The 19,424-nt window shown below is 61.2% G+C and carries 9 protein-coding genes; 6 read left to right on the top strand and 3 right to left on the bottom strand.

The window, feature by feature from the left end; translation table 11 throughout:
- Positions 1-53 precede the first annotated feature (53 nt).
- The 6 genes from CD58_RS22770 to CD58_RS22795 all read left to right on the top strand — a co-directional run bounded on the left by CD58_RS22770 (position 54) and on the right by CD58_RS22795 (position 6,943).
- Positions 54-779: an RDD family protein gene (locus CD58_RS22770; protein ID WP_025215253.1), complete on the top strand. Its 726-nt coding sequence runs from the start codon at positions 54-56 to the stop codon at positions 777-779.
- Positions 776-1,750 carry a stage II sporulation protein M gene (locus CD58_RS22775; RefSeq protein WP_025216288.1) on the top strand — a complete coding sequence of 325 codons (975 nt, stop codon included), beginning with the start codon at positions 776-778 and terminating at the stop codon, positions 1,748-1,750. The genes CD58_RS22770 and CD58_RS22775 overlap by 4 nt, the downstream gene beginning before the upstream one ends.
- Entirely contained in the window at positions 1,737-3,275 is a 1,539-nt protein-coding gene (locus CD58_RS22780; RefSeq protein ID WP_025215254.1) for a DUF4129 domain-containing protein, read from the top strand. Before CD58_RS22775 ends, CD58_RS22780 begins: the two co-directional genes overlap by 14 nt.
- On the top strand, positions 3,272-4,435 hold the full coding sequence (locus CD58_RS22785) for a DUF4350 domain-containing protein (protein WP_025215255.1): 1,164 nt from the start codon (positions 3,272-3,274) through the stop codon (positions 4,433-4,435). Before CD58_RS22780 ends, CD58_RS22785 begins: the two co-directional genes overlap by 4 nt.
- On the top strand, positions 4,432-5,436 hold the full coding sequence (locus CD58_RS22790; protein WP_025215256.1) for an AAA family ATPase: 1,005 nt from the start codon (positions 4,432-4,434) through the stop codon (positions 5,434-5,436). Before CD58_RS22785 ends, CD58_RS22790 begins: the two co-directional genes overlap by 4 nt.
- A gap of 175 nt (positions 5,437-5,611) precedes the next feature.
- A complete protein-coding gene (locus CD58_RS22795; RefSeq protein ID WP_025215257.1) occupies positions 5,612-6,943 on the top strand; it encodes a DUF58 domain-containing protein in 1,332 nt (443 codons plus the stop codon).
- Positions 6,944-6,983: 40 nt separating this feature from the next.
- Here the strand turns inward: CD58_RS22795 and CD58_RS22800 are convergent, their stop codons facing one another.
- The 3 genes from CD58_RS22800 to CD58_RS22810 are packed head-to-tail and all read right to left on the bottom strand — an operon-like array spanning position 6,984 to position 19,394.
- On the bottom strand, positions 6,984-11,681 hold the full coding sequence (locus tag CD58_RS22800; protein WP_025215258.1) for an Ig-like domain-containing protein: 4,698 nt from the start codon (positions 11,679-11,681) through the stop codon (positions 6,984-6,986).
- Positions 11,674-15,786: a neuraminidase-like domain-containing protein gene (locus tag CD58_RS22805; protein ID WP_025215259.1), complete on the bottom strand. Its 4,113-nt coding sequence runs from the start codon at positions 15,784-15,786 to the stop codon at positions 11,674-11,676. Before CD58_RS22805 ends, CD58_RS22800 begins: the two co-directional genes overlap by 8 nt.
- Positions 15,783-19,394 (bottom strand): Tc toxin subunit A, encoded by a 3,612-nt coding sequence (locus tag CD58_RS22810; protein ID WP_025215260.1) that lies wholly within the window; start codon positions 19,392-19,394, stop codon positions 15,783-15,785. The genes CD58_RS22805 and CD58_RS22810 overlap by 4 nt, the downstream gene beginning before the upstream one ends.
- Positions 19,395-19,424: the final 30 nt, after the last annotated feature.

The raw sequence follows: 19,424 nt of genomic DNA on the forward strand, positions 1-19,424 counted from the left end.
TGCTAGCATCGCCGACATAGAACGATCGACCCGGCCCATCACTCAGGTTGCCCATGCTCGACACACCAGCACTGCAAAGGAACGCGACGCTGCCGGCGCCCCTGGACACGCGCTATCAGGTCGAAACGCCCGAAGGCATTGACCTGCCACTGCGCCCGGCGGGGTTGATGCCCCGTTCATTGGCCTTCGCCATCGACCTGGGCATACGCGGGCTGGTCCTGGGGCTGCTCTTTCTCATCCTGGCGTTTTTCGGAGAGCTGGGCATCGGCCTGGGTTCCATCCTGCTGTTCGTTATCAGCTGGTGGTACATGGTGCTGTTCGAGGTGCTGAACCAGGGACGCTCCCCCGGCAAGCAGATCATGGGACTGCGCGTGGTACAGGACGACGGTCGCCCCATCGGCTGGTCCGCCTCACTCATCCGCAACCTGTTGCGCTTCGTCGACATGCTGCCCTTCGCCTATGCCTTCGGGGCAATCAGTTGCCTGCAACATCCGGCCTTCAAACGCCTGGGCGATCTCGCGGCCGGCACGCTGGTGGTGTATCGCGAACAACCGGTCAAACGCCCCACCCTGCCATTGGTACAACCATTACGCCCGCCGTTTGCCCTGAGCCTGAACGAGCAACGCGCCGTGCTGAGTTTCGCCGAGCGCCAGGCCGAATTGTCCCAGGCGCGGGTCAACGAACTGGCGAGCATCCTGGCCGCGCCCTTGAACGTGCCGGCGCCCCGCGCCGTGGCCGAACTCAATGGCATCGCCCGCGGCCTGTTGGGGCCAACATGAAGCAAAGCCTGTTCGAAAGTCGCCACCAAGGGGAATGGGCACATTTGTCGGGCCTGCTCGATCAATTGGAACGCAGCCGCAACGCGCCTCAAAGCAGCGATTTCCCGCCGGCCTATCGGCGGCTTTGCCATCATCTGGCACTGGCCCAGGCGCGGGGCTACAGCAGCTTGCTGATCGACACGCTGCAACAATTGGCGCTGCGGGGTCATCAGCAACTCTACCGGGATCGCAGCCGGCCATCGGCCAGTCTCTCGAGCTTTATCCTCGCCGGGTTTCCTCGGCTGGTCCGCGAACAATGGCGCTTCGTGCTGGTCGCCAGCGTGATGTTCCTGGGCAGCCTGGCGGGCATCGGGCTGTTGGTCTATCTGTTTCCCGAGTTGGTCTACAGCCTGCTGAGCGCCGAAGAAGTCAGCCAGATCCGCGGCATGTACGACCCAGTCGCCGGGCACTTGGGGCGCTCGATCGAGCGGGCGTCCAGCGAGGATTGGGCGATGTTCGGCTACTACATCATGCACAACATCGGCATTGCCTTTCAGACCTTCGCCAGTGGCTTGATGTTTGGCCTGGGCAGCGCGTTCTTCCTGTTTTTCAACGGCCTGACCATTGGCGCGGTGGCCGGCCACCTGACCCAGATCGGTTCGGGCGGCACGTTCTGGTCGTTCGTGATCGGCCACGGCGCTTTCGAACTCACCGCCATCACCCTGGCCGGCGCCGCTGGCCTGCAACTGGGCTGGGCCTTGATCGCGCCGGGGCGCCTGACCCGGGGCGAGGCCTTGCGGCTCGCCGCGGGCAAAAGCGTGCTGATGATCGGCGGGGTGATGCTGTTCCTGCTCATCGCCGCGTTCATCGAGGCTTACTGGTCGTCCAGTGCCGTGTCGTCGGCCACCAAATATACGGTCGGTGCATTGTTATGGCTGCTGGTGCTCAGTTACCTGCTGTTTGCCGGACGGGTCCGCCATGCGCCTGAGTGACGCCACCGTCGTCATCCGCCCGCGCACCACCTGGGAAGCCATGGACCTCGGTGTGCTGATGAGCCAGCAACATCGACGGTTGCTGATGAGCAGTTGGGCCATCGTCACGCTGCCGGTGTATGCGCTGCTGACCCTGTTGTTGTGGGATTCGCCGTCCCTGGTCGTGCTGGTGTTCTGGTGGTTGAAACCGGCCTTTGACCGGCTGCCGCTGTACATTCTCTCCAAGGCGCTGTTTGGCGAAACGCCTACGTTGAAGCAGGCCTTGCGCCAGTGGCCCGCGTTGCTCAAGCCCCAATTGTTCGCCAGCCTGACCTGGCGACGGCTGAGCCTGAACCGCAGCTTCCTGATGCCCGTGGTGCAACTGGAAGGGCTCGCCGGCGAGGCGCGGGAGCAGCGCTTGCGAGTCCTGTTGCAACGCAACGGCGGCGTGGCGCAATGGCTGACCATCATCGGCGTGCACCTGGAAACCGCCTTGTGGTTCGGCCTGATGGCCCTGTTCTATCTGTTCGTGCCGCAACAGGTCGAACTGGAATGGGACTGGCAGACACTGCTCGACACCACGGAATACGGCTGGTTGTGGTTCGAACACCTGGTGAACTTCCTGTATCCCCTCGTGCTGATCGTCTGGGAGCCGATCTATGTCGCCTGCGGCTTCAGCCTCTACCTGAACCGGCGCACGATCCTCGAGGGCTGGGACATCGAACTGGCGTTCCGTCGCCTGCGCCAACGCCTGAGCAACGCAGCCCCGGTGCTGATGCTCTTGGTATTGATGCTGCTGCCACTGTCGCCCCCGGCCTGGGCCGCCGAAGACAACAGCGCCCCCGACAGCCCCCGGCTGCTCAATCAACCCGTCACCAGCGAAGCGGCCCGAGACAGCATCAAGGCGATCCTCGACGCCCCGCCGTTCAAGAACCCGGAAACGGTCACCCGCTATCGTTTCGGCGAAGAAACCACCGACGCCCCCCAAAAGAGCGAAGCCCCGGACTGGTTCAAGGCAATGTTCAAATGGATGGGCAGCCAACGCTTCGACATCATCGCCGCGCTGATCCAGATCGCCCTGTGGGCCTGCCTGGTGAGCGCGATCGTTTGGCTGGCCTGGCGCTATCGGGAACGGCTCAAGTCCCTGGCCAATCGTCGGCCGATGAAACGGACACCCGTCGAACGCCCGGCACCGGCCCAGATGTTCGGCCTGGATATCCGCCAAGAGAGCCTGCCGGTCGACGTGGCTGCCAGCGTCGAGCAGTTATGGTCCGACAATCCCCGCGAGGCCCTGGGCCTGCTCTACCGAGCCCTGCTCAGTCGCTTGCACCATGATTTCAAGGTCCCGCTGAAGCCGGCCGACACCGAAGGCCAGGTGTTGCAACGCGTCGAACAACTTCAACAGGCCAACCTGCTGGGCTTCAGCGAAAGCCTGACCCGGCACTGGCAGAACATTGCCTATGGGCACCGTGCACCGCCGCCTCATCTGCAACAGGAACTGTGTGACGGCTGGCGCGGGCTGTTCGGTCCGGGGGCGTCTCGATGAGCCGGCGCGCAGGGTTGCTGACCGGCGCACTGCTGGTCGCGCTGGTGGGTGCATTGGGCACTTATCTCTATGTGAAAGCCGTGCCGTATCAGGAAACCCTCGATCACGGCCCTTCTCCCGAAGCCCAGGCCAACCCTTACCTGGCCGCCGAACACTTCTTGCGCAAGCAGGGTATCAACGTCGAGCACGCCAATAACCTGAGCGTGCTTCCCACCTTGGAACCTCGCCAGCGCAGCCTGCTGTTGCTGGGTGAACGTACCCACATGACGCCACGGGAAGTCGACCAGTTGATGAACTGGACCCGGGCCGGTGGACGCTTGCTGTTTGTCGCCGAGGCCTTGTGGGATAACAGCACCGGTAGCAGCGGCGACTTGCTGCTGGATCGCGTGCACCTGCGCCAACTCCTGAGCGAAGACCTCAAGGAGCCTGCCCCCGAGCTCATCAAGGATCGTTACCCAGAGCTGACCAAATTGTACCTGGAAGACGAAGAGGCGCCTGCGTATATCGGCTTCGACACCGACTTCCACCTCGAAGACCCGCAGAACCTCGCCCAGGCCTGGGCCAACAGTGCCCTGGCGACCCACATGATGCAACTGACCCTCGGCTTGGGCACGATCACGGTCATCACCGACGCCGAGCTATGGAAGAACGAGCACATCGACCAGTACGACAACGCCTGGCTGCTCTGGTATTTGAGCGCCGATACAGACGTCACGCTGCTGTTCGACACCGATCACGACGACCTGCTGACCCTGCTGCTGCGCTATTTCCCCCAGGCACTGGTGGCGCTGCTGGCCCTGGTTGCCCTGTGGCTCTGGCGCTCGGCGGTACGCCATGGCCCGCTGCAGCAACCGGCGCCCAAGGCGCGGCGTCAGCTGGAAGAACACTTGCAGGCCAGTGCCGGTTTCCATCTGCGCCACAATGGCCAGCAGCAGCTGTTGCAGACCTTGCAACAGGACGTGCTGCGCCGGGCCCGCCATCTTCATCCCGGTTTCGAACAACTGGCCGTCGCCGAACAATGGCAGGTGCTCGCCCGCCTGACCCGCCAACCCACGCGAGCCATCAGCCAGGCCTTGAGCCCCCGGCCGAAAAAGCGGATGTCCAGCGCTGAGTTCTGCCGCCAGGTCGCCCATTTGCAAACCCTCAGGAATGCCTTATGACTGAACAGAACGAACCTGCCGACGGCCAGACCCACGCCGTCCAACAGCGCCAGCGCGCCAGTCAGTTGGCCCAGGCCATTCGCAGCGAACTGCACAAGGCGGTGGTCGGCCAGAGCGCGGTGATCGACGATGTGCTCACGGCGCTGATCGCCGGTGGTCACGTCCTGCTCGAAGGGGTTCCCGGGTTGGGCAAGACCTTGCTGGTGCGTGCCCTGGCCCGTTGTTTCGGTGGCGAGTTCGCGCGCATCCAGTTCACCCCCGACCTGATGCCCAGCGACGTCACCGGGCACGCGGTGTACGACCTGCAGACCGAGCAATTCAAGCTGCGCAAGGGCCCGGTGTTCACCAACCTGCTGCTGGCCGACGAGATCAACCGCGCACCGGCCAAGACCCAGGCCGCGCTGCTCGAGGCCATGCAGGAGCGCCAGGTCACCCTCGAAGGCCGCGCCTTGCCCATCGCCCAACCGTTCATGGTGCTCGCCACCCAGAACCCCATCGAACAGGAAGGCACCTACCCGCTGCCGGAAGCCGAGCTCGACCGTTTCATGCTCAAGGTGCGCATGGACTACCCCGACGCCGACCAGGAATTGAACATGGTGCGCCAGGTCAGCCGCTCGACCCGGGCCGACATGCTTGATGTACAGCCGTTGCGCACGGTGTTGCAGGCCAAGGACGTGCAGGCCCTGCAACGCATCGCCAGCGATCTACCGATGGACGACCAGGTGCTCGACTACGCCGTGCGCCTGGCCCGCACCACTCGCAGCTGGCCGGGGCTGACCCTCGGCGCCGGGCCGCGCGCCTCGATTGCCCTGGTGCGCTGCGCCCGGGCGCGGGCGTTGTTGCGCGGCGGCGAGTTCGTGGTGCCGGACGACATCAAGGGCTGCGCCCTGGCCGTGCTGCGCCATCGCGTGCGGCTGGCGCCGGAGCTGGACATCGAAGGACTCTCGGTGGATCAGGTGCTGGGGCAGTTGCTCGATCAAGTGCCGGCGCCGCGGTTGTGAATAATACCAACATGCCGAGGATACCTTCTGTGGCGAGGGGATTTATCCCCGCTGGGCTGCGAAGCGGCCCCCTGGTTTTGTCTGACACACCGCTAGGGGCCGCTACGCGGCCAACGGGGATAAATCCCCTCGCCACAAAAGTGCGCTCTGCATTTCTTCCAATGGGAACGCACCCATGAAACCCTCGCGCCTGCTCCTGATCTGGCTCGCGGCACTGCTGGCCCTCGGCATCGTCCTGGGCGCATTGCGGGCGCTGGGCGTGGCGATCCCATCGACCCTGTTGTCCATCAACTGGGGCTTGCTGTTGGCCTTGCTGGCCCTGGCGCTGCTTGACGCCGTGCGGCTCAGGCGCTTGCCTTCGCCCCGGGTGCAACGGCAGATGCCGGTAAGCCTGGCCCTGGGTCGTTGGGGCGAGGTTCGTCTGGAGATCAGCCATGACTTCGAGCAGCCGCTGGAGGTCGGGCTCTTCGATCATGTCCCCAATGGCCTGGACTTCGAAAACCTCCCCCTGGTGGTGGAGCTTCAACCCGGCCAACACAGTCAGGTCGGCTACCTCCTGCGCCCGCTCAAGCGCGGCCACTTCACCTTCGAACACTGCGAAGTCAACCTGCCGAGCCCGTTGGGCCTGTGGGCTCAAAAACGCCTGATGGATGCGCTCGAAGACATCCGCGTCTACCCGGATTTCGCCCGGCTCTACGAAGGTCAACTGCTGGCTGTGGACAACTGGCTCAGCCAGCTCGGTATCCGTCAGCGCCAACGGCGCGGCCAGGGGCAGGAATTTCATCAACTGCGCGAATTTCGCGAGGGCGACAGCCTGCGCCAGATCGACTGGAAGGCCACTGCCCGCCACCGCATGCCAATTGCCCGTGAATACGAGGACGAGCGTGACCAGCAGATCATCTTCATGCTCGATTGCGGCCGGCGCATGCGCAGCCAGGACGGCGAGTTGTCGCATTTCGATCACGCGCTCAATGCCTGCCTGCTGCTCAGCTACACCGCCCTGCGCCAGGGCGATGCGGTGGGCCTGAGCACCTTCGCCAGCGAACAGCCACGCTACCTCGCCCCGGTCAAAGGCACCAACCAGCTCAACGTGCTGCTCAACACCGTGTACGACCTGGACAGCAGTCAGCGCCCCGCCGACTACCAGGCCGCCGTCAACCAACTGTTGACCCGGCAAAAACGCCGGGCCCTGGTGGTGCTGGTGACCAATCTTCGGGATGAGGACGACGAAGAACTGCTAACCGCCGTCAAACGGCTCGGCCAGCAGCATCGGGTGTTGGTGGCGAGCCTGCGGGAAGAGGCGCTGGACCGGTTACGCCAGACGCCCGTGCAAACGTTGCCCGAAGCCCTGAGCTACTGTGGAACAGTGGATTATCTGAACGCCCGGGCCGAACTGCATGAGCGCCTGAGCGCCCATGGCGTGGCGGTACTGCAAGCCCGGCCCGGGGAACTGGGGGCCGAGCTGGTGACGTTGTATCTGGGGTGGAAGAAGGCGGGGAATCTATAGGAACTAGGCGCGTTTCCAGCGCAACAAAACCGGATGAATATCAGACGGTGCTCCCATCGTATTGGTTGTAGATCGTCAAATAGAAATGCTCATCCCCAAACTCCCATTTCTCGGCCTGGCCACGAGCATCGGTACGGAGCTCGGAAGGTTGGCCGTCAACCAGAATTGCAACATTGGGTGCCGCTCTATTGGTAAATCTGGAGAGGGCACGAATGTATTTAACGCGATCAGGCGGCGGACTCTCCGTTTTGGGCGCTAACGTTTCCCAACGCTCGACCCTCACGAAATTGTGCGCCAGCGTCAACGCCAATGGCTCAGTCGTATCCCCCGAATCCACCTTCTGCATCCGCAAGGAAAACTCTCCATTGCGAGTCGTACCGGAACAATTCAACTGCCATGTTACGCCCTCAGGAGTCAGAAACTGAGGACTGTCCAATGGCGGAGTGACGATTACACCAAGACTCTCCGCAGACTCGCCGTCCCATATCAGTCTTACCTGCTCGCTCGCCGCTTGACCGGCAACTTTCGATCGGACTGTCAATGTGTGTCGGGCACCATGACAGGGGTAGGCATCCCCCCCAAAAGCAACCGAAACCTCGTCAAGCTTGACGTCAAGCTCATGCACGACGACGTTCCCGGGCAACGGAGGGGACTTGGGGAATTCTGCAATTAGAGGAATGCCGAACTGCAACACAAAGGTGCCGCTCTGCGCTGTCTCGTCGGCCGTGATCGACCAACTCAACGACGTCGTGCCCTGCGCCATCACCACCAACTGCCCTAACGGCGGATCAAAAACCAGACCTTGTGCTTCCTCGCCCGGCTTGTATTCCAGAAGGATCTGGGCGTCCGGATCACCAATCAACCAGCTGTATTCGTAGTCGAGCGTCAACGTGCAAACTTCGCCTGTGACCAGATTCAGTTCCACGTCAGGCCACTTCACCGGTTCGCCATTGACGTAAGGCTTGAACTCCTGGAGCCAGGTCATTTCATTGGGTACCAGTTCAAACACCATAAGGGCAACCTCCCATCCCGCGTAGCCACCCGGGACAACGGCTTGCAACAGACCTTTACGAACCCCCGGCAATCTGAATTGCACATGGGCTCGCCCATCGGTTTCAGTTCTCGTTGAAGCAATCGTGATGTTGGGGTACTCCCACATCACTTCAACGTCTTGCAAAGGCTCGCCGGTCATGGCCGATACCACGGTCACGACCGCTGAAACCAGTTCCCCCAAATGACCATTGGGTTTATCGCTACCCAGCGACTGGATTTTCCGTGGCTCATTCAGGAAGTAGGTCAACGCCACCGTTTGCAGTTGCTCCCCTTCCCCCACCGTCGCGGTCAGTTGGGCGGCGCCAGGTGTGGTGGGAACAAAACGCACTCGCGCCACCCCGTAGTAGTCGGTCACCGAGGTCACTCCCCCCAAGTCATCACTCCGCCACATCACGGTCACACCGGCGATAGGCCTGCCGCTGATGGAGGACACCACGGTGACCTGTTCGACGAGTTCCTGCTCCCAATCCAGGGTTTGAGAAACACTGCTGTCAAATCTGATTTTCAGCACTTGCTCACCTTCCCCCAACGACATCGCATTGGCGGGTGACAAGCTGGCAAGACGCTGCGATGCCAGGCGCAAGGCAAAGCTGCCATCTTTCAGATCGTCGGCCTTGAACATGTACTGCAATCCCTCTCTGGAAAACCTGCGCGGCATGCCCAGGGCCTCTGGCAAAAACCGGATTCCCAGCGCGGTCGGTCCGGTCCCGGTCATGCCCAGTGTCAAGTCGCGTTCAAACAAAGGGCTGTTCTCGGCGGCCGTCAGCTCAAACACGTGCTCGCCCTTACGGCGCGGAAAATAGGTCTTTTCCCCCCAAGGTTCGGCCGGTGCACCATCAAACTGAACCATCAACCCTGCCCAGGGATCCTCCGCCAGTGCCGTCAGCGCAAATAACCGCTCCTCTTCATAGCCGTCGTAGGGACTGCTCACGGATGCCTTCACGGCCTGCTCTGCGGCGCTTGCCGGGACCACGGCAAAACCGGACCAGCCATCGGCGTTCGTAGGCTCGTTGCTGGAGCCGTCCGCAGCCCATGTCACCGGAACACCGGCGACCACACGCCCGGTAAAGTGAGAGAGCACCTGAACCCACAGCCACGCCGGTTCCTGCCCCACCACCGGGTCCACCGGTGAGTCGCGCCAGTCATGGATCCGGACTTTGTTATGGGCCAGCGTCATCGGCTTCGCGGTGGCGACAAAATCCAGCGAGGGTATTGCCCACGCCAGGGAAAACTGGCCCGGTTGCTCGCTGGCGGTAAAATCCAGCACCCAGATCGCGCCGCCGTCGTGGACCGGTTGCGCAAGATTCAATGCGGGTCGAACCGTGGCCCCCAAATCCTCGGCGGACGTCCCCGCCCACGCCAGGGTTGACTCCAGTCCCACCAGCGGGCTCAGCGCATTAGGCAAAACGCTGAAGCGGTGCAGCGCTCCCAGGCATGGATAGAGCGTCTGCGCATCCAGCGAGGCGATTATCTGATCGAGTCTCAGGCTGATTTCTTCGGCCAGGTCCTCGGCCACCAATCGGCCGGTCAGCTCCCTGACGACTGAAACACTCTCCAGACGTAGCTCCAGCTCAAACAGACTGCTGATACTGGTACCCACCTGTGAGGCGAGATTCCATTCGGTACCGGCTGCCACCAGAGGCTTGGGCGTGCCAAGGTCAGCGGGCACCAATCCGATATCCGGGTCGGCCCCACGCCAGTGCAAACTGATGTTTTGGCCGATCCACGCGCTGCCGGATTTCGGCACGACTTTGAGCTTATGTGTCTGACCACGCCGGCACAGCACACCGAGCCCATTGCGTTGGACTTCGACGTCATCCAGCCGAATCGTGACTTCATCTTTCCAAGGACTGGTCGCAATCGCTTTCACATCGAAAGGCTGCTCCACCGCAACGGCCTCCCCATGGGCCTTGATGCTGGCGACGACCACCTTGTCCCCCGCGCTCTGCGGCGTGTACCACACGCTGGCCCAACCACCGGAGCCCGTGGTGACGTTGGCAATCGGGTCAGCGGCGACCGTCCATTGCACCTGCGCATTAACAACGGGGTCACCGTCGCCGCTGACGGTGAAGTGCACCACTTGCACCCGCAACAGCACGCTTTCGCTTTCGTCTACCACGGGAAACTTGTTGGCCTCGCGTACCTCGCCAACCTTGACCAGATTACGCGCCAGCGACATGGATTTTTTCGGTGAAGGCAGCAGCAGTTTCGAGCAGACCAACTGCAGGTCGAATTGACCGTCCAGGCAATCTTCGCTCGTCAGGGTCCAGGCCAGTTCGGCACCCGTGACCGGCACCGGCGTTTCAAGCGCCGGGCTGACCACGACGCCCAGTTGCTCATGGGAATCACCGCTCCAGTGCAACGACAGCGCCGTCCCCTGCAAAGGACTGTCTGCTGGCAGTTTCAGATCCACCGGGTAATCCGACCCTCGATTGGGATAGCCGATCTTGTCTTCCCAAGGTGCTTGCTCTCCCTCGACGACCGCCTGCACCTCCTTCCACGGATCCGTCGCCAGCACCCGGACCGCCAGGGTTTGCGTCACCACGCCCGTGGCGTAGTAAGGACTCTCGACCGACGCTTCGATCTCGAAATCCCCCGCCTGCGTCGGCAGGCAGTCAAAATAAGCCCAGCCGTCCGTGCCGGTCTCGGCGCTATCTCTTATCTGCCGAATAGTGGAACTCCAGCTCACGGTGCGCCCGCTCAAGGGCTGGCCGGTGTAATAGGAGGTGACCTGGACCCCAAGGCGCACAGACTGGTTGTATTCGAGTACCGGGTAATACGCCGCCTCGAGCACGTCATGAAATGCCAGCCGATGATGACCGAGCGACACCTGCACCGGATAAGGATCGGCGGTGTACTGATTGAGCAGGTTCAGCGAGAACAGATAGGGGTCCTGATCGCCGATCAACGGGCAATCCAGCGTCCAGGCTGACGCCAAGGGATGATTCACGCCCCAGGCTGGTGTCGCAACAATCGCGCCCAGTGGGTTGTCGTCGCTGGTCAATGCCGCTTGGGTATCCAGCCAGGCATTGTCCGGATCGGGGACGAACTCAAGCTGATGGGCCAAGTCTCCCGAGGCCCCCAGACAGATGTACAAAGGTCCTGATGCGCTCAGCGATTGCTCGTCCAGCCTGAGCATCCGCATCACCGCCGGCTCAAGATGCAGCTGGAGGTTGATGCGAGTGACGCAGACGCTTGAAATGAGATCCCCAGCCGCGTTGGGCGGGCTGAATACACTGACTTCAAGGGTGTCATGCGCCTCGAATGGCAGGTCCAGGTCCTCTTCATATGAGATTGGCTGGAATACCAACGGTTGCCCCTCCCTGAGCCGTGCCTGATCCTGCACCGCATCGCGAGGTTCGCCGGGCAACAGCGCAATGACCTGTTCATGGGGCTGTCCGTCCACCTTGACGACCAACCTTCCCGCTTCTGAATGCCGCATTTCACAGAGGAAGCTGAGCGCATAACGAGCATTGGCAGCCGGGGCTTTCGGCGCTGCCAACAGTTGACTGACCGAGGACCTGTTGCCGGCTTTTAAAAAGCGGATCGGCACGCCTTCATACGATTCATCCGCAGTACCCAACCAGTTCGGATTGATCGGCCCCTTTTTCCAGTGTGTGAACGCCTGCTTGAACTCGCCGTTGAGCACGAGACTTTCGTTGGCCTGGATAATGGGCTTACTCATGACGGCCTGCTCCTTCGACGGGTGTGCACTCTGCAGCACCGGGGTCAAGCTCGGTCACCCGATCTTCGACGGCCCTTGCAAACGGCGACTCACCGGCCTTGGCGGTGTAACGGAGCCGCACGATGATGTCCGTCAACGAGCGCAGCATGTCGCACTGCGGCTTTTTGCCCGGTCGCGGGAAAGTCAGCATCCAGCGCGAGACCACGCCGGTGTTTTCAAAGGGGTTGAGCAGGCTTTCTTCGGGCTTCAGGGCCGTCATGCCTGAATCGCCAATCCCCAGCGACAAGGCGATCTGCTGGCCGCTGCGCAGGTTGATCTGCACCTCGGTGGGCGCCACCGCCTCCTCGGGACGGTGCAGGTAATCCACCGAGCGGACAGACGCCTTGGTGGCCGTCATGCTGCTGATCTGACGTAACGTCGCCCGTACATTGTCGTAAGGTCCGGTCAGTACAGGCAGGTCGACTTCGACCGAATCGATTTGCCGGCAGTAATGCCCCGGATAATCGCGATCGAACAACAGTTGCGTGAGCTTGAACTCCAGGGTGCCTTTGGTACGCAGCGCTTGCAGCGCTACCTCCCAACTTTCGATGCCCGTCTGCGGATCGTTTTCATCGTCGAACAACTGGCGCAAGGAAATGGTCTTGACCAGCTCCAGCCGCCGCTCAAAGCGTTGCAGATATTCACGCTCCATGCGCATCAGATGCGCACGCAGGTGCTCGCCCGCCGTCAGCCCGTGACGGTTGTCCAGCCAGACCTGGGGCAAGGGAATCTGCGTGTCGTAGTCGCCGGTTTCGGCACTCAGCGAGGCCTGGGCGCTGAGGCACAGACTCACCACGGCATCGTAGGCCTGATAGTGCAAGGCCTTGAACTGGCCCAGCAACCAACCGTACAGCTCGGCATTGGTCGCCCGCTTCTTGAGGAAGTTGTAGACCGTCAGGGCTTGGCTGTTGGCGATGAGCGTCTGGTCCAGGCTGGTTTGGGCGGCCGTCACGGCATGGCTCTGCGCAGCGACTTGTTTCTCGATTGCCTGGACCTCCGCCTTCGCCTGATCGCATTGCAACTGCCATTCTTCCCGTCGACGACGGTAGCTCTCGGTAGTGGCCTGTTTTTCGGCGTCGATCTGCAGCACCGCCGCGGCGATATCCAGGGCGAAAGACGCCACGTCGTAGACTTTATCGAGGCGAAACCCACCGTTGGCCACACCAAAAATATTGGCAAGCGCAGCAATTGCGGCCCCCCCGGGCCTGATGCTTGCCGAGGTCGTGGAGAGGATTTTTGAGCGGTACAGGTTGTCCATGACCTTGTATTCAACCGCCGACACATTTTCCTCATACAGTCGCTTGTAAGCGTCTTCCCGCTCCTGCGCCACGGCCTGGCTCTGCTCCAGCGCGGCCTTGGTCTCTTGCAGCTGCAGGAGACTCTGCTCCTGCATGGTCTGGGCATAAGCCCCGAGCTCCAACAGGTAGTTCTGCTGCATGTCTTCCTGTTCGATCTGGTCCCGCCGCTCAAGCAAACGCAGCACCTGCTCACCATGTTCCTGCAGGGTCTGCACGGCCCGCAGCGCCACTTCGAAAGTCGTGCGCCAACGGAACGCACCGACCACCAGCCGTCCGCCCATGGGTCGTGGAGCGCCGGCACCTCCAGCTGCCAGATCACGCAACAATTGGTTGGGATCCGTGGGCGGACTGAACAGCGGAATGTCCAATGGCTTGCCGTCCAGGGTGAGGTTGCTGCGCAAGTTATGCAGGCGCTGGCCGGGCAGGTCATACAGCGCCAGCACCTGTTCATTGATCGGTGGTTTAAAGGGATCGTTCGCCAACAGCCCAAGCTGCGGAGGCGCCTCGGCGGCAGCAGGGAAATCAGACAAGCTGAACGGCAGGTTTCGCTCGAACTGCTCGAGCGCCGGTCGCGAGGTACTTTTGTGCATGAGACTGTTTACCGTGTCCGCTTCCCAACGGTTTACCGTCTGCACCGAGGGCGCCTTGCCCATCAGAAACTCGGCCTGGACGTAACACAGCTTGGCCGCCACCAGGCTGTCCCGGGTGAGTTGCCGGTAATACCAGTCCCCCCAGGCAATCAGATTTTTAACGTAATCGCAGAACACCAGAATCTGAAAATGCTTCGGCGCCGAATAAGCGATGGCATCGGGGTCGGTAGGCGCCATGGTTTCACAGCCCAGGTTGCCGGGGCCCGCCAAGGGTCGGCAGCGCCAGTACAGGGGTCTCGGATTCGGCGGTAAGGGTTGCGTGGCGTCGGCCGGCGCCTGCGGGTCGAACAGGTAGTGCAGCCAGTTCTGCGACTCCAGGAAACGGTCCTCGGCACGCAGACGCGCCGCGACCAGATGCGGGAGATGAAAAAACAGCTCCCAGAAAAACAAACCGTTGGCACCGTCGAATGCGCCATTCGGCTCGTTGATCGGCCCGGTACCGGGAGGCGGTTCCGGCAGGAACTGGGTATCCCAGTCGAGTACCGCATCGACGGAAACATTGGAACGTTGCACCAGCTCCGGGCCGAAGAGCGAGTTCAGGCGGGTGTATTTAAGCGTCAGTTCCGGCTGGTTGAGCGACAGGAACTGCGCCGCATCGAGGCCGTTCTTGAGCAGAGATACCGGAGCAAAAGCCGTGACGTTGCTAATACCCAATACGAATTTTTTACGTCCATAACCGGCCTTTTTCGTCCCGAAAGAAAAGGTCGCGTCACCCCACGACCCCTTCGACCGCCTGAAGACCAGCCAGTCGGTACTCCAGCCACCGGCTACTGGATGCTCGTCTTCATAGCGTTGATCTCCTGTTTCTGCGTGTTCCAACGTTAAATCAAATGTTTCATCTTGGCCTTCGGTTTCCCCCGAAGGTCTCAAGAAGCCCTGCACAAACAGAACATCATCGTTGTCGACGCGAAACGCCACCGCCTGCAGATCCAGAAAAGGCGTCAACCTGCCCGCCGTTTCCACGGAAGGACTGACCCTCGGTTGATTCATCAGCGGATGCTGAACCGTGTTGGCATCGACAAAGCGTACCTTCGCCGCCTGCTCCAGCCACCCCCCGTCATCCCAGGCCAAGGGGCGGAACAGCACGTCGCGTACCGCAAACACCTTGAGAACACCGTCACCACCATCGTCTTCTGCCTTGTCCTTCGTCTTGTCGTTCGTCAACAGGACGCCCAACCGGCCCTTGGGGTGGGAATAATCGGCCCAGATGGTGGCGATCAACCTGGCTCCTGGCGTTAGGTCCGCCTCGCTCGCGGAACTGTGCAGGCTCAACGGGGATGACCACTGGCCGTTCTGGCTCATGAAAGCCACCTTGATCTCCAACCGGTGCGGCAAGCTGATGTCGCTACCGTCGCTTTCAACCTTGTCCTGCCATTCGGCCCATACAAGGCACAGCCGCCCACTCCAGAACACCGGCCGGATATCCAGGATTCTTACGCCCGTGGGCGTATCGACCGGCAGCCATTCGCTCCAGGCCGCTGGGTTGATAGCCACGCAACTGGGCGACAGCTCGACCTCAGCCTTGCGCCAGAAGTATTGGAAAGGTGGCACACGTTGGCGGCCGACAAAATAATAATCGGCCCGCTCGGGCGTACCGTCCATATAGCTGCTGAGCACGTCCAGGTTGCAGGTCTGTTCGAACGTCTGCAGGTAGTCCTGCAAGGCCGCCTGCACCGAATCGATGTTCAGGTGCGCCTGGTTGAGGTTATTTTCCAGGGTTTTGAACAGGCTGGTCTTGCGCTGCCGTACAAAAGGCGTGATGAAGTTTTCCGGGTAAAGCGTGATCAATTGCAGCGCCGCCCAATCCGGATAATTGCTGTAGAGCTCCCAGGTGGCCAGATCGCGTTTGTCGAATTCGACCGCTTCATAGCCCGGCTCCAGCTTGCGATAGGCGGCATGGATGAACTGCTGGGCGCAGCTCGTCGCTTCGGCGACCCAGGAACTCTGGACCGGGTAACTGTCCAGCGGATCCATGCGCAGCAGTTCGAACAGGTCCGCCGGGGTTCGCAGGAAGTTGTATTTGGAATCCCCGTCCCCTTTTCCAACTTGCCCGAGGCAGTACTCGATCAGGGCATTACGGCGCTTTTCGAACAGTTCGCTCATGCTGTGCAGTGTCATGATGCTGGCTCCTCATCGGCAAACGTAAAGCGCTCGAAATTACTGATACTGTCACCGGCATCGGTCAGGACACCGATCTCGAACGTACCGCCCGCCGAACTGGAAACGAACGTTCGGGCCACACCCTCCTGATCGGTATAGGATTGATTCGGTCGAAACTTCAATGGAGAGGTCTCCCTGTCTGCCGAGGTTCGATCCAACCAGCGCACGAGGCTTTGTCTCGCGATGTTTTGATAACGGTCCATCAGCGTGGCGAAGAGCTCGACTTCTTGACCATAGGGCACGGGGCCCAGCGGTACCTTCGACATGAGCGGCGGCGGAAATTGCAGGGTTGAAGCATCGACGTTGACCCGGATGGTAGGGGCATATTCGCGCTCGAACAGGTCCAGCCAGTATTGCGGGGTGTCCGTACCTATCACTTTGCCCGGATAGAAATCCACCTGAACCGTGCCATCGACATCCGTTTCCTTGTTTACAATGGTCCCCAGCTCGACGCTCCAATAAACCATCACGCCGCTTAACGCTTTTCCGTCGCGGTCCTTGAGTGTGACGGTGAAGGTGATCTTCTCGCCCGGCTTGGCAATCACGTCGGTGTTGTCCACGGTGCAGGTCATCGTGACGAGTTGTTTGAGATCCCCAGTGAAGGCCATTGACGGCACACCGGACTCCGACAGGCTCAGCAAGGCATGTTCGGCGGCGTCTTTGTAGGCCGGTTTGTCCACGTCTTCCGGCAAAGTACCCACCAGGAAGATCGTCAAGGCATCCATGCCAGTCTGAGCCGCCAATACCCGGACACGCATCAGCAGATCCAGTTGGGTCAGGTTTTTCAGGATCATGAGCGCTGGGTCGATGCGGCTGATGCATTCGCGCACCTCTTGCACGCTCCAGTCGAAAAAGCCGGCCAGACGGATCGACGCCGCTTGTTGGGCCAGGCGCAATGCATCGCCCGTCAACGGCGAAGGCAGGGCATTGACCTCGCGCAGATAATCGAGCAGCGTCTGCGCGGGTTGTTCGCTCAACTCAAACGCACGGGTGAGCGTAGTCAGGTAGTAAAGCGTGCGCACCGTGAACTCATGACTGTCGTCCTGGCCCAGCCAGGCTTTGTACCCGTAGGCCAGGTAGTCGCGCAGCAGTTGCGCGCTGAGCTCAAGCTTGGCCACTACGGCTGCGAGACGACGCACATCGGCCAGCAGCACGAGCCAGGGATCAAGCGGTTCGTCACGCTCCTTCACAGAATCTTCGAGGTTTGAACGATCACGTTCGAGCACCAGATGCAACAGCCTGTACACCGTCGCATTGGCCCATGCCAGGACCTCGATCGCCTGATCGGCGCTGACTCCCGTGTAACCTGCCAGCGACTCCTTGGCCACCGCCACCTGAGCGTCCCTGGCCTGGAGCAACACGGTGAGCATTTTCTCGACAAAGGCCGGACGTTCCTCGTCATATTTGTCCCCGAGGCCATCGATTACCGCTTTATCAAGCTCCTCCCGGGCAAAGGCCAGGTACTCGGCTTCCGTTCCTGAACGAGTCACCACCAATCCGTCAATATCGACCAGGCTCCACAACAAAGTCAGCCAACTAGCGCCCGTCAACGGCGGCACACCGGCCATCAACACAGCCGCATCGGTGAACAGCGCACCGGGCAACAGGTTGAATATCTGATTGAACAACTGGTGTTCGACGTCTGTGGCGGCCAGCACTTGTGGCGCCGAGATGTGCTGCAGCATCCAAAGCACCGGCAGATCGCGATCGGTGCACCATTGCACACACAATTGCATGGCCTGGATGAGGTTCAGCACGTCCGGGGCCTCGCCTCGGGTCGCGTCGATCCGAGGAACGCCCGCCAGCGCCTTGATCCAGGTTTCCCCGCCCAGCAGCGTCAGCATCAGCACGCCCTCGACCGGGGTGATGCCCAACAATCGCGGCAGCTTCACCAGCCGGTAAAAGCTGGAAAAAATCGCCAGGTTGCGCGGCAGGCTCTCGTCCGTGATGTCGTGCGCTGCGGCGATCATCAGGGCCAGATACTGGTAAGTCTGCAGATCGATGCCCAAGGCACTGCACAACTGGGTGACCGTCAGATCGGGCGCTCCGGGTTCCGGCAACAGGGGGAACGTCCCGTTGTCGAGTTTCAAGGGCTCCCGATAATCACCCTCGTCGTTGAAGACCTGATCGAATTGTGACGGCACCTCGGCGCGACCGTAGACCGACAACTGGTCGATAAACACGGCAAAGTCGCTGACCGGGCATCCATAGCGCTCACGCAGCGACTGGAACAGCCCGAGTGCGTGCACGACGTTGTCCGTTATCCACCAGGAACCGGCCGGTGCACCGCCGCGCACTTCAGCCCTCATGGCAGCCACCAGCACTGTATCCACTTGCTCGCTCGGCAACGCCAGCCATTGGTCCAGACGCACTTTGCGGTTCATCCGGTCGTAACACTGAAGCCCGGCAGCATTATCAGGGTTCGCGGAAAGCCAGTGAAAGCTCGAGGAGCCTCCTTCCTGGCTGATGATGCTGACACCCGGATGGCTATTGGCATTGATATAGACCGAACCGGAACGCCCGCTTTCCGGGCCGTCTCCAGGCGTCGCAACCGGGTAGGTCACGTTGGTGGAGCGCACCGGCGCGAAGCCGCGTACTGACAACAAGGCCTCAAGCCCTGGCGTGTCGAGTTTGGTTCGTTCACCAAAAAACGGTACCTGATGGAGGTTCTGCCAACTCAGCCCGTCGGCACCGAAGTTTTGCCGGTAAAAGCTGTCCTTATCCTCGAGTTTGATCGGCGGTTCCGTGAGTAACCGACGCTGGTAAGGCCCCAGCCGCGATGCATGGGCCAGGGCGCGATCGGCGCTGGCGTCCCAGGCCTGGGCTTGCAGGAAATAGGGAAAGGCGAGGTCCACCCGCTGGGCGAAACTGCCCACCGACAGACCATGGCGGTGGGCAACGGTGTCCAGGGTGATCCAATGTTGATAGTAGGGAAGGCCATTGGGATAGCGCGCATCGATCATTGCCTGTTCGATATCCGCTGGCCCCTCGTGTTCGTTGATGAAGGTTTCCAGCACAGGGACAATGATGTCCACCGACGACACCGCCCGATGCACCGCATTGAAATCGATGACCAACGGTTTCAGGTCCTTGCGCCGATCATGCAAGGGTAGCTTGAGCACATCGCTTGAGGCCGGTTCGATACGCTGAGCGATCCACCTCATCAGCTCGATCAGGTACGCCACCGGCGAGGCAAGCGATTCCAGCGCCTGGGGCGGGCAAGAACGCTCGAACTCGGGGTCGAATAGGCGCTCGAAATTGGGCCCCTGTACCATCGACAACAACCCCGTACGCTGCCACGCCTGTTTTTTTTCTGAACCGTGCAGGATGTGTTCGATGAATTGGCGCCGTAGGTAAATGGCCATGCTATTGGCCCGCCGCAGGAACCGACGGGCATCTGCCTGGCTCAAGCCATAATCCTTCATCAGCCCCCGCTCACCCTTTTCCACCAGCGGAAAGATCGAACCGCCTTGTTCGAGGTACGTCTGAAGCGCCGCGTATTGGTTGAGTTGATTGGCACTGAATACCTGGTTCAGTAGCTGTACGGCAGGGCGGGAATCAGCCATGGACGAGTCCTCGAATTCGATAACGGCCTT

The sequence above is a fragment of the Pseudomonas brassicacearum genome (genome assembly GCF_000585995.1).
GTDB lineage: Bacteria > Pseudomonadota > Gammaproteobacteria > Pseudomonadales > Pseudomonadaceae > Aquipseudomonas > Aquipseudomonas brassicacearum_A.

Coding starts and splice junctions, on each gene's coding strand:
- CD58_RS22770 (WP_025215253.1), top strand. CDS start 54: ATGCTCGACACACCAGCACTGCAAAGGAACGCGACGCTGCCGGCGCCC.
- CD58_RS22775 (WP_025216288.1), top strand. CDS start 776: ATGAAGCAAAGCCTGTTCGAAAGTCGCCACCAAGGGGAATGGGCACAT.
- CD58_RS22780 (WP_025215254.1), top strand. CDS start 1,737: ATGCGCCTGAGTGACGCCACCGTCGTCATCCGCCCGCGCACCACCTGG.
- CD58_RS22785 (WP_025215255.1), top strand. CDS start 3,272: ATGAGCCGGCGCGCAGGGTTGCTGACCGGCGCACTGCTGGTCGCGCTG.
- CD58_RS22790 (WP_025215256.1), top strand. CDS start 4,432: ATGACTGAACAGAACGAACCTGCCGACGGCCAGACCCACGCCGTCCAA.
- CD58_RS22795 (WP_025215257.1), top strand. CDS start 5,612: ATGAAACCCTCGCGCCTGCTCCTGATCTGGCTCGCGGCACTGCTGGCC.
- CD58_RS22800 (WP_025215258.1), bottom strand. CDS start 11,681: ATGAGTAAGCCCATTATCCAGGCCAACGAAAGTCTCGTGCTCAACGGC.
- CD58_RS22805 (WP_025215259.1), bottom strand. CDS start 15,786: ATGACACTGCACAGCATGAGCGAACTGTTCGAAAAGCGCCGTAATGCC.
- CD58_RS22810 (WP_025215260.1), bottom strand. CDS start 19,394: ATGGCTGATTCCCGCCCTGCCGTACAGCTACTGAACCAGGTATTCAGT.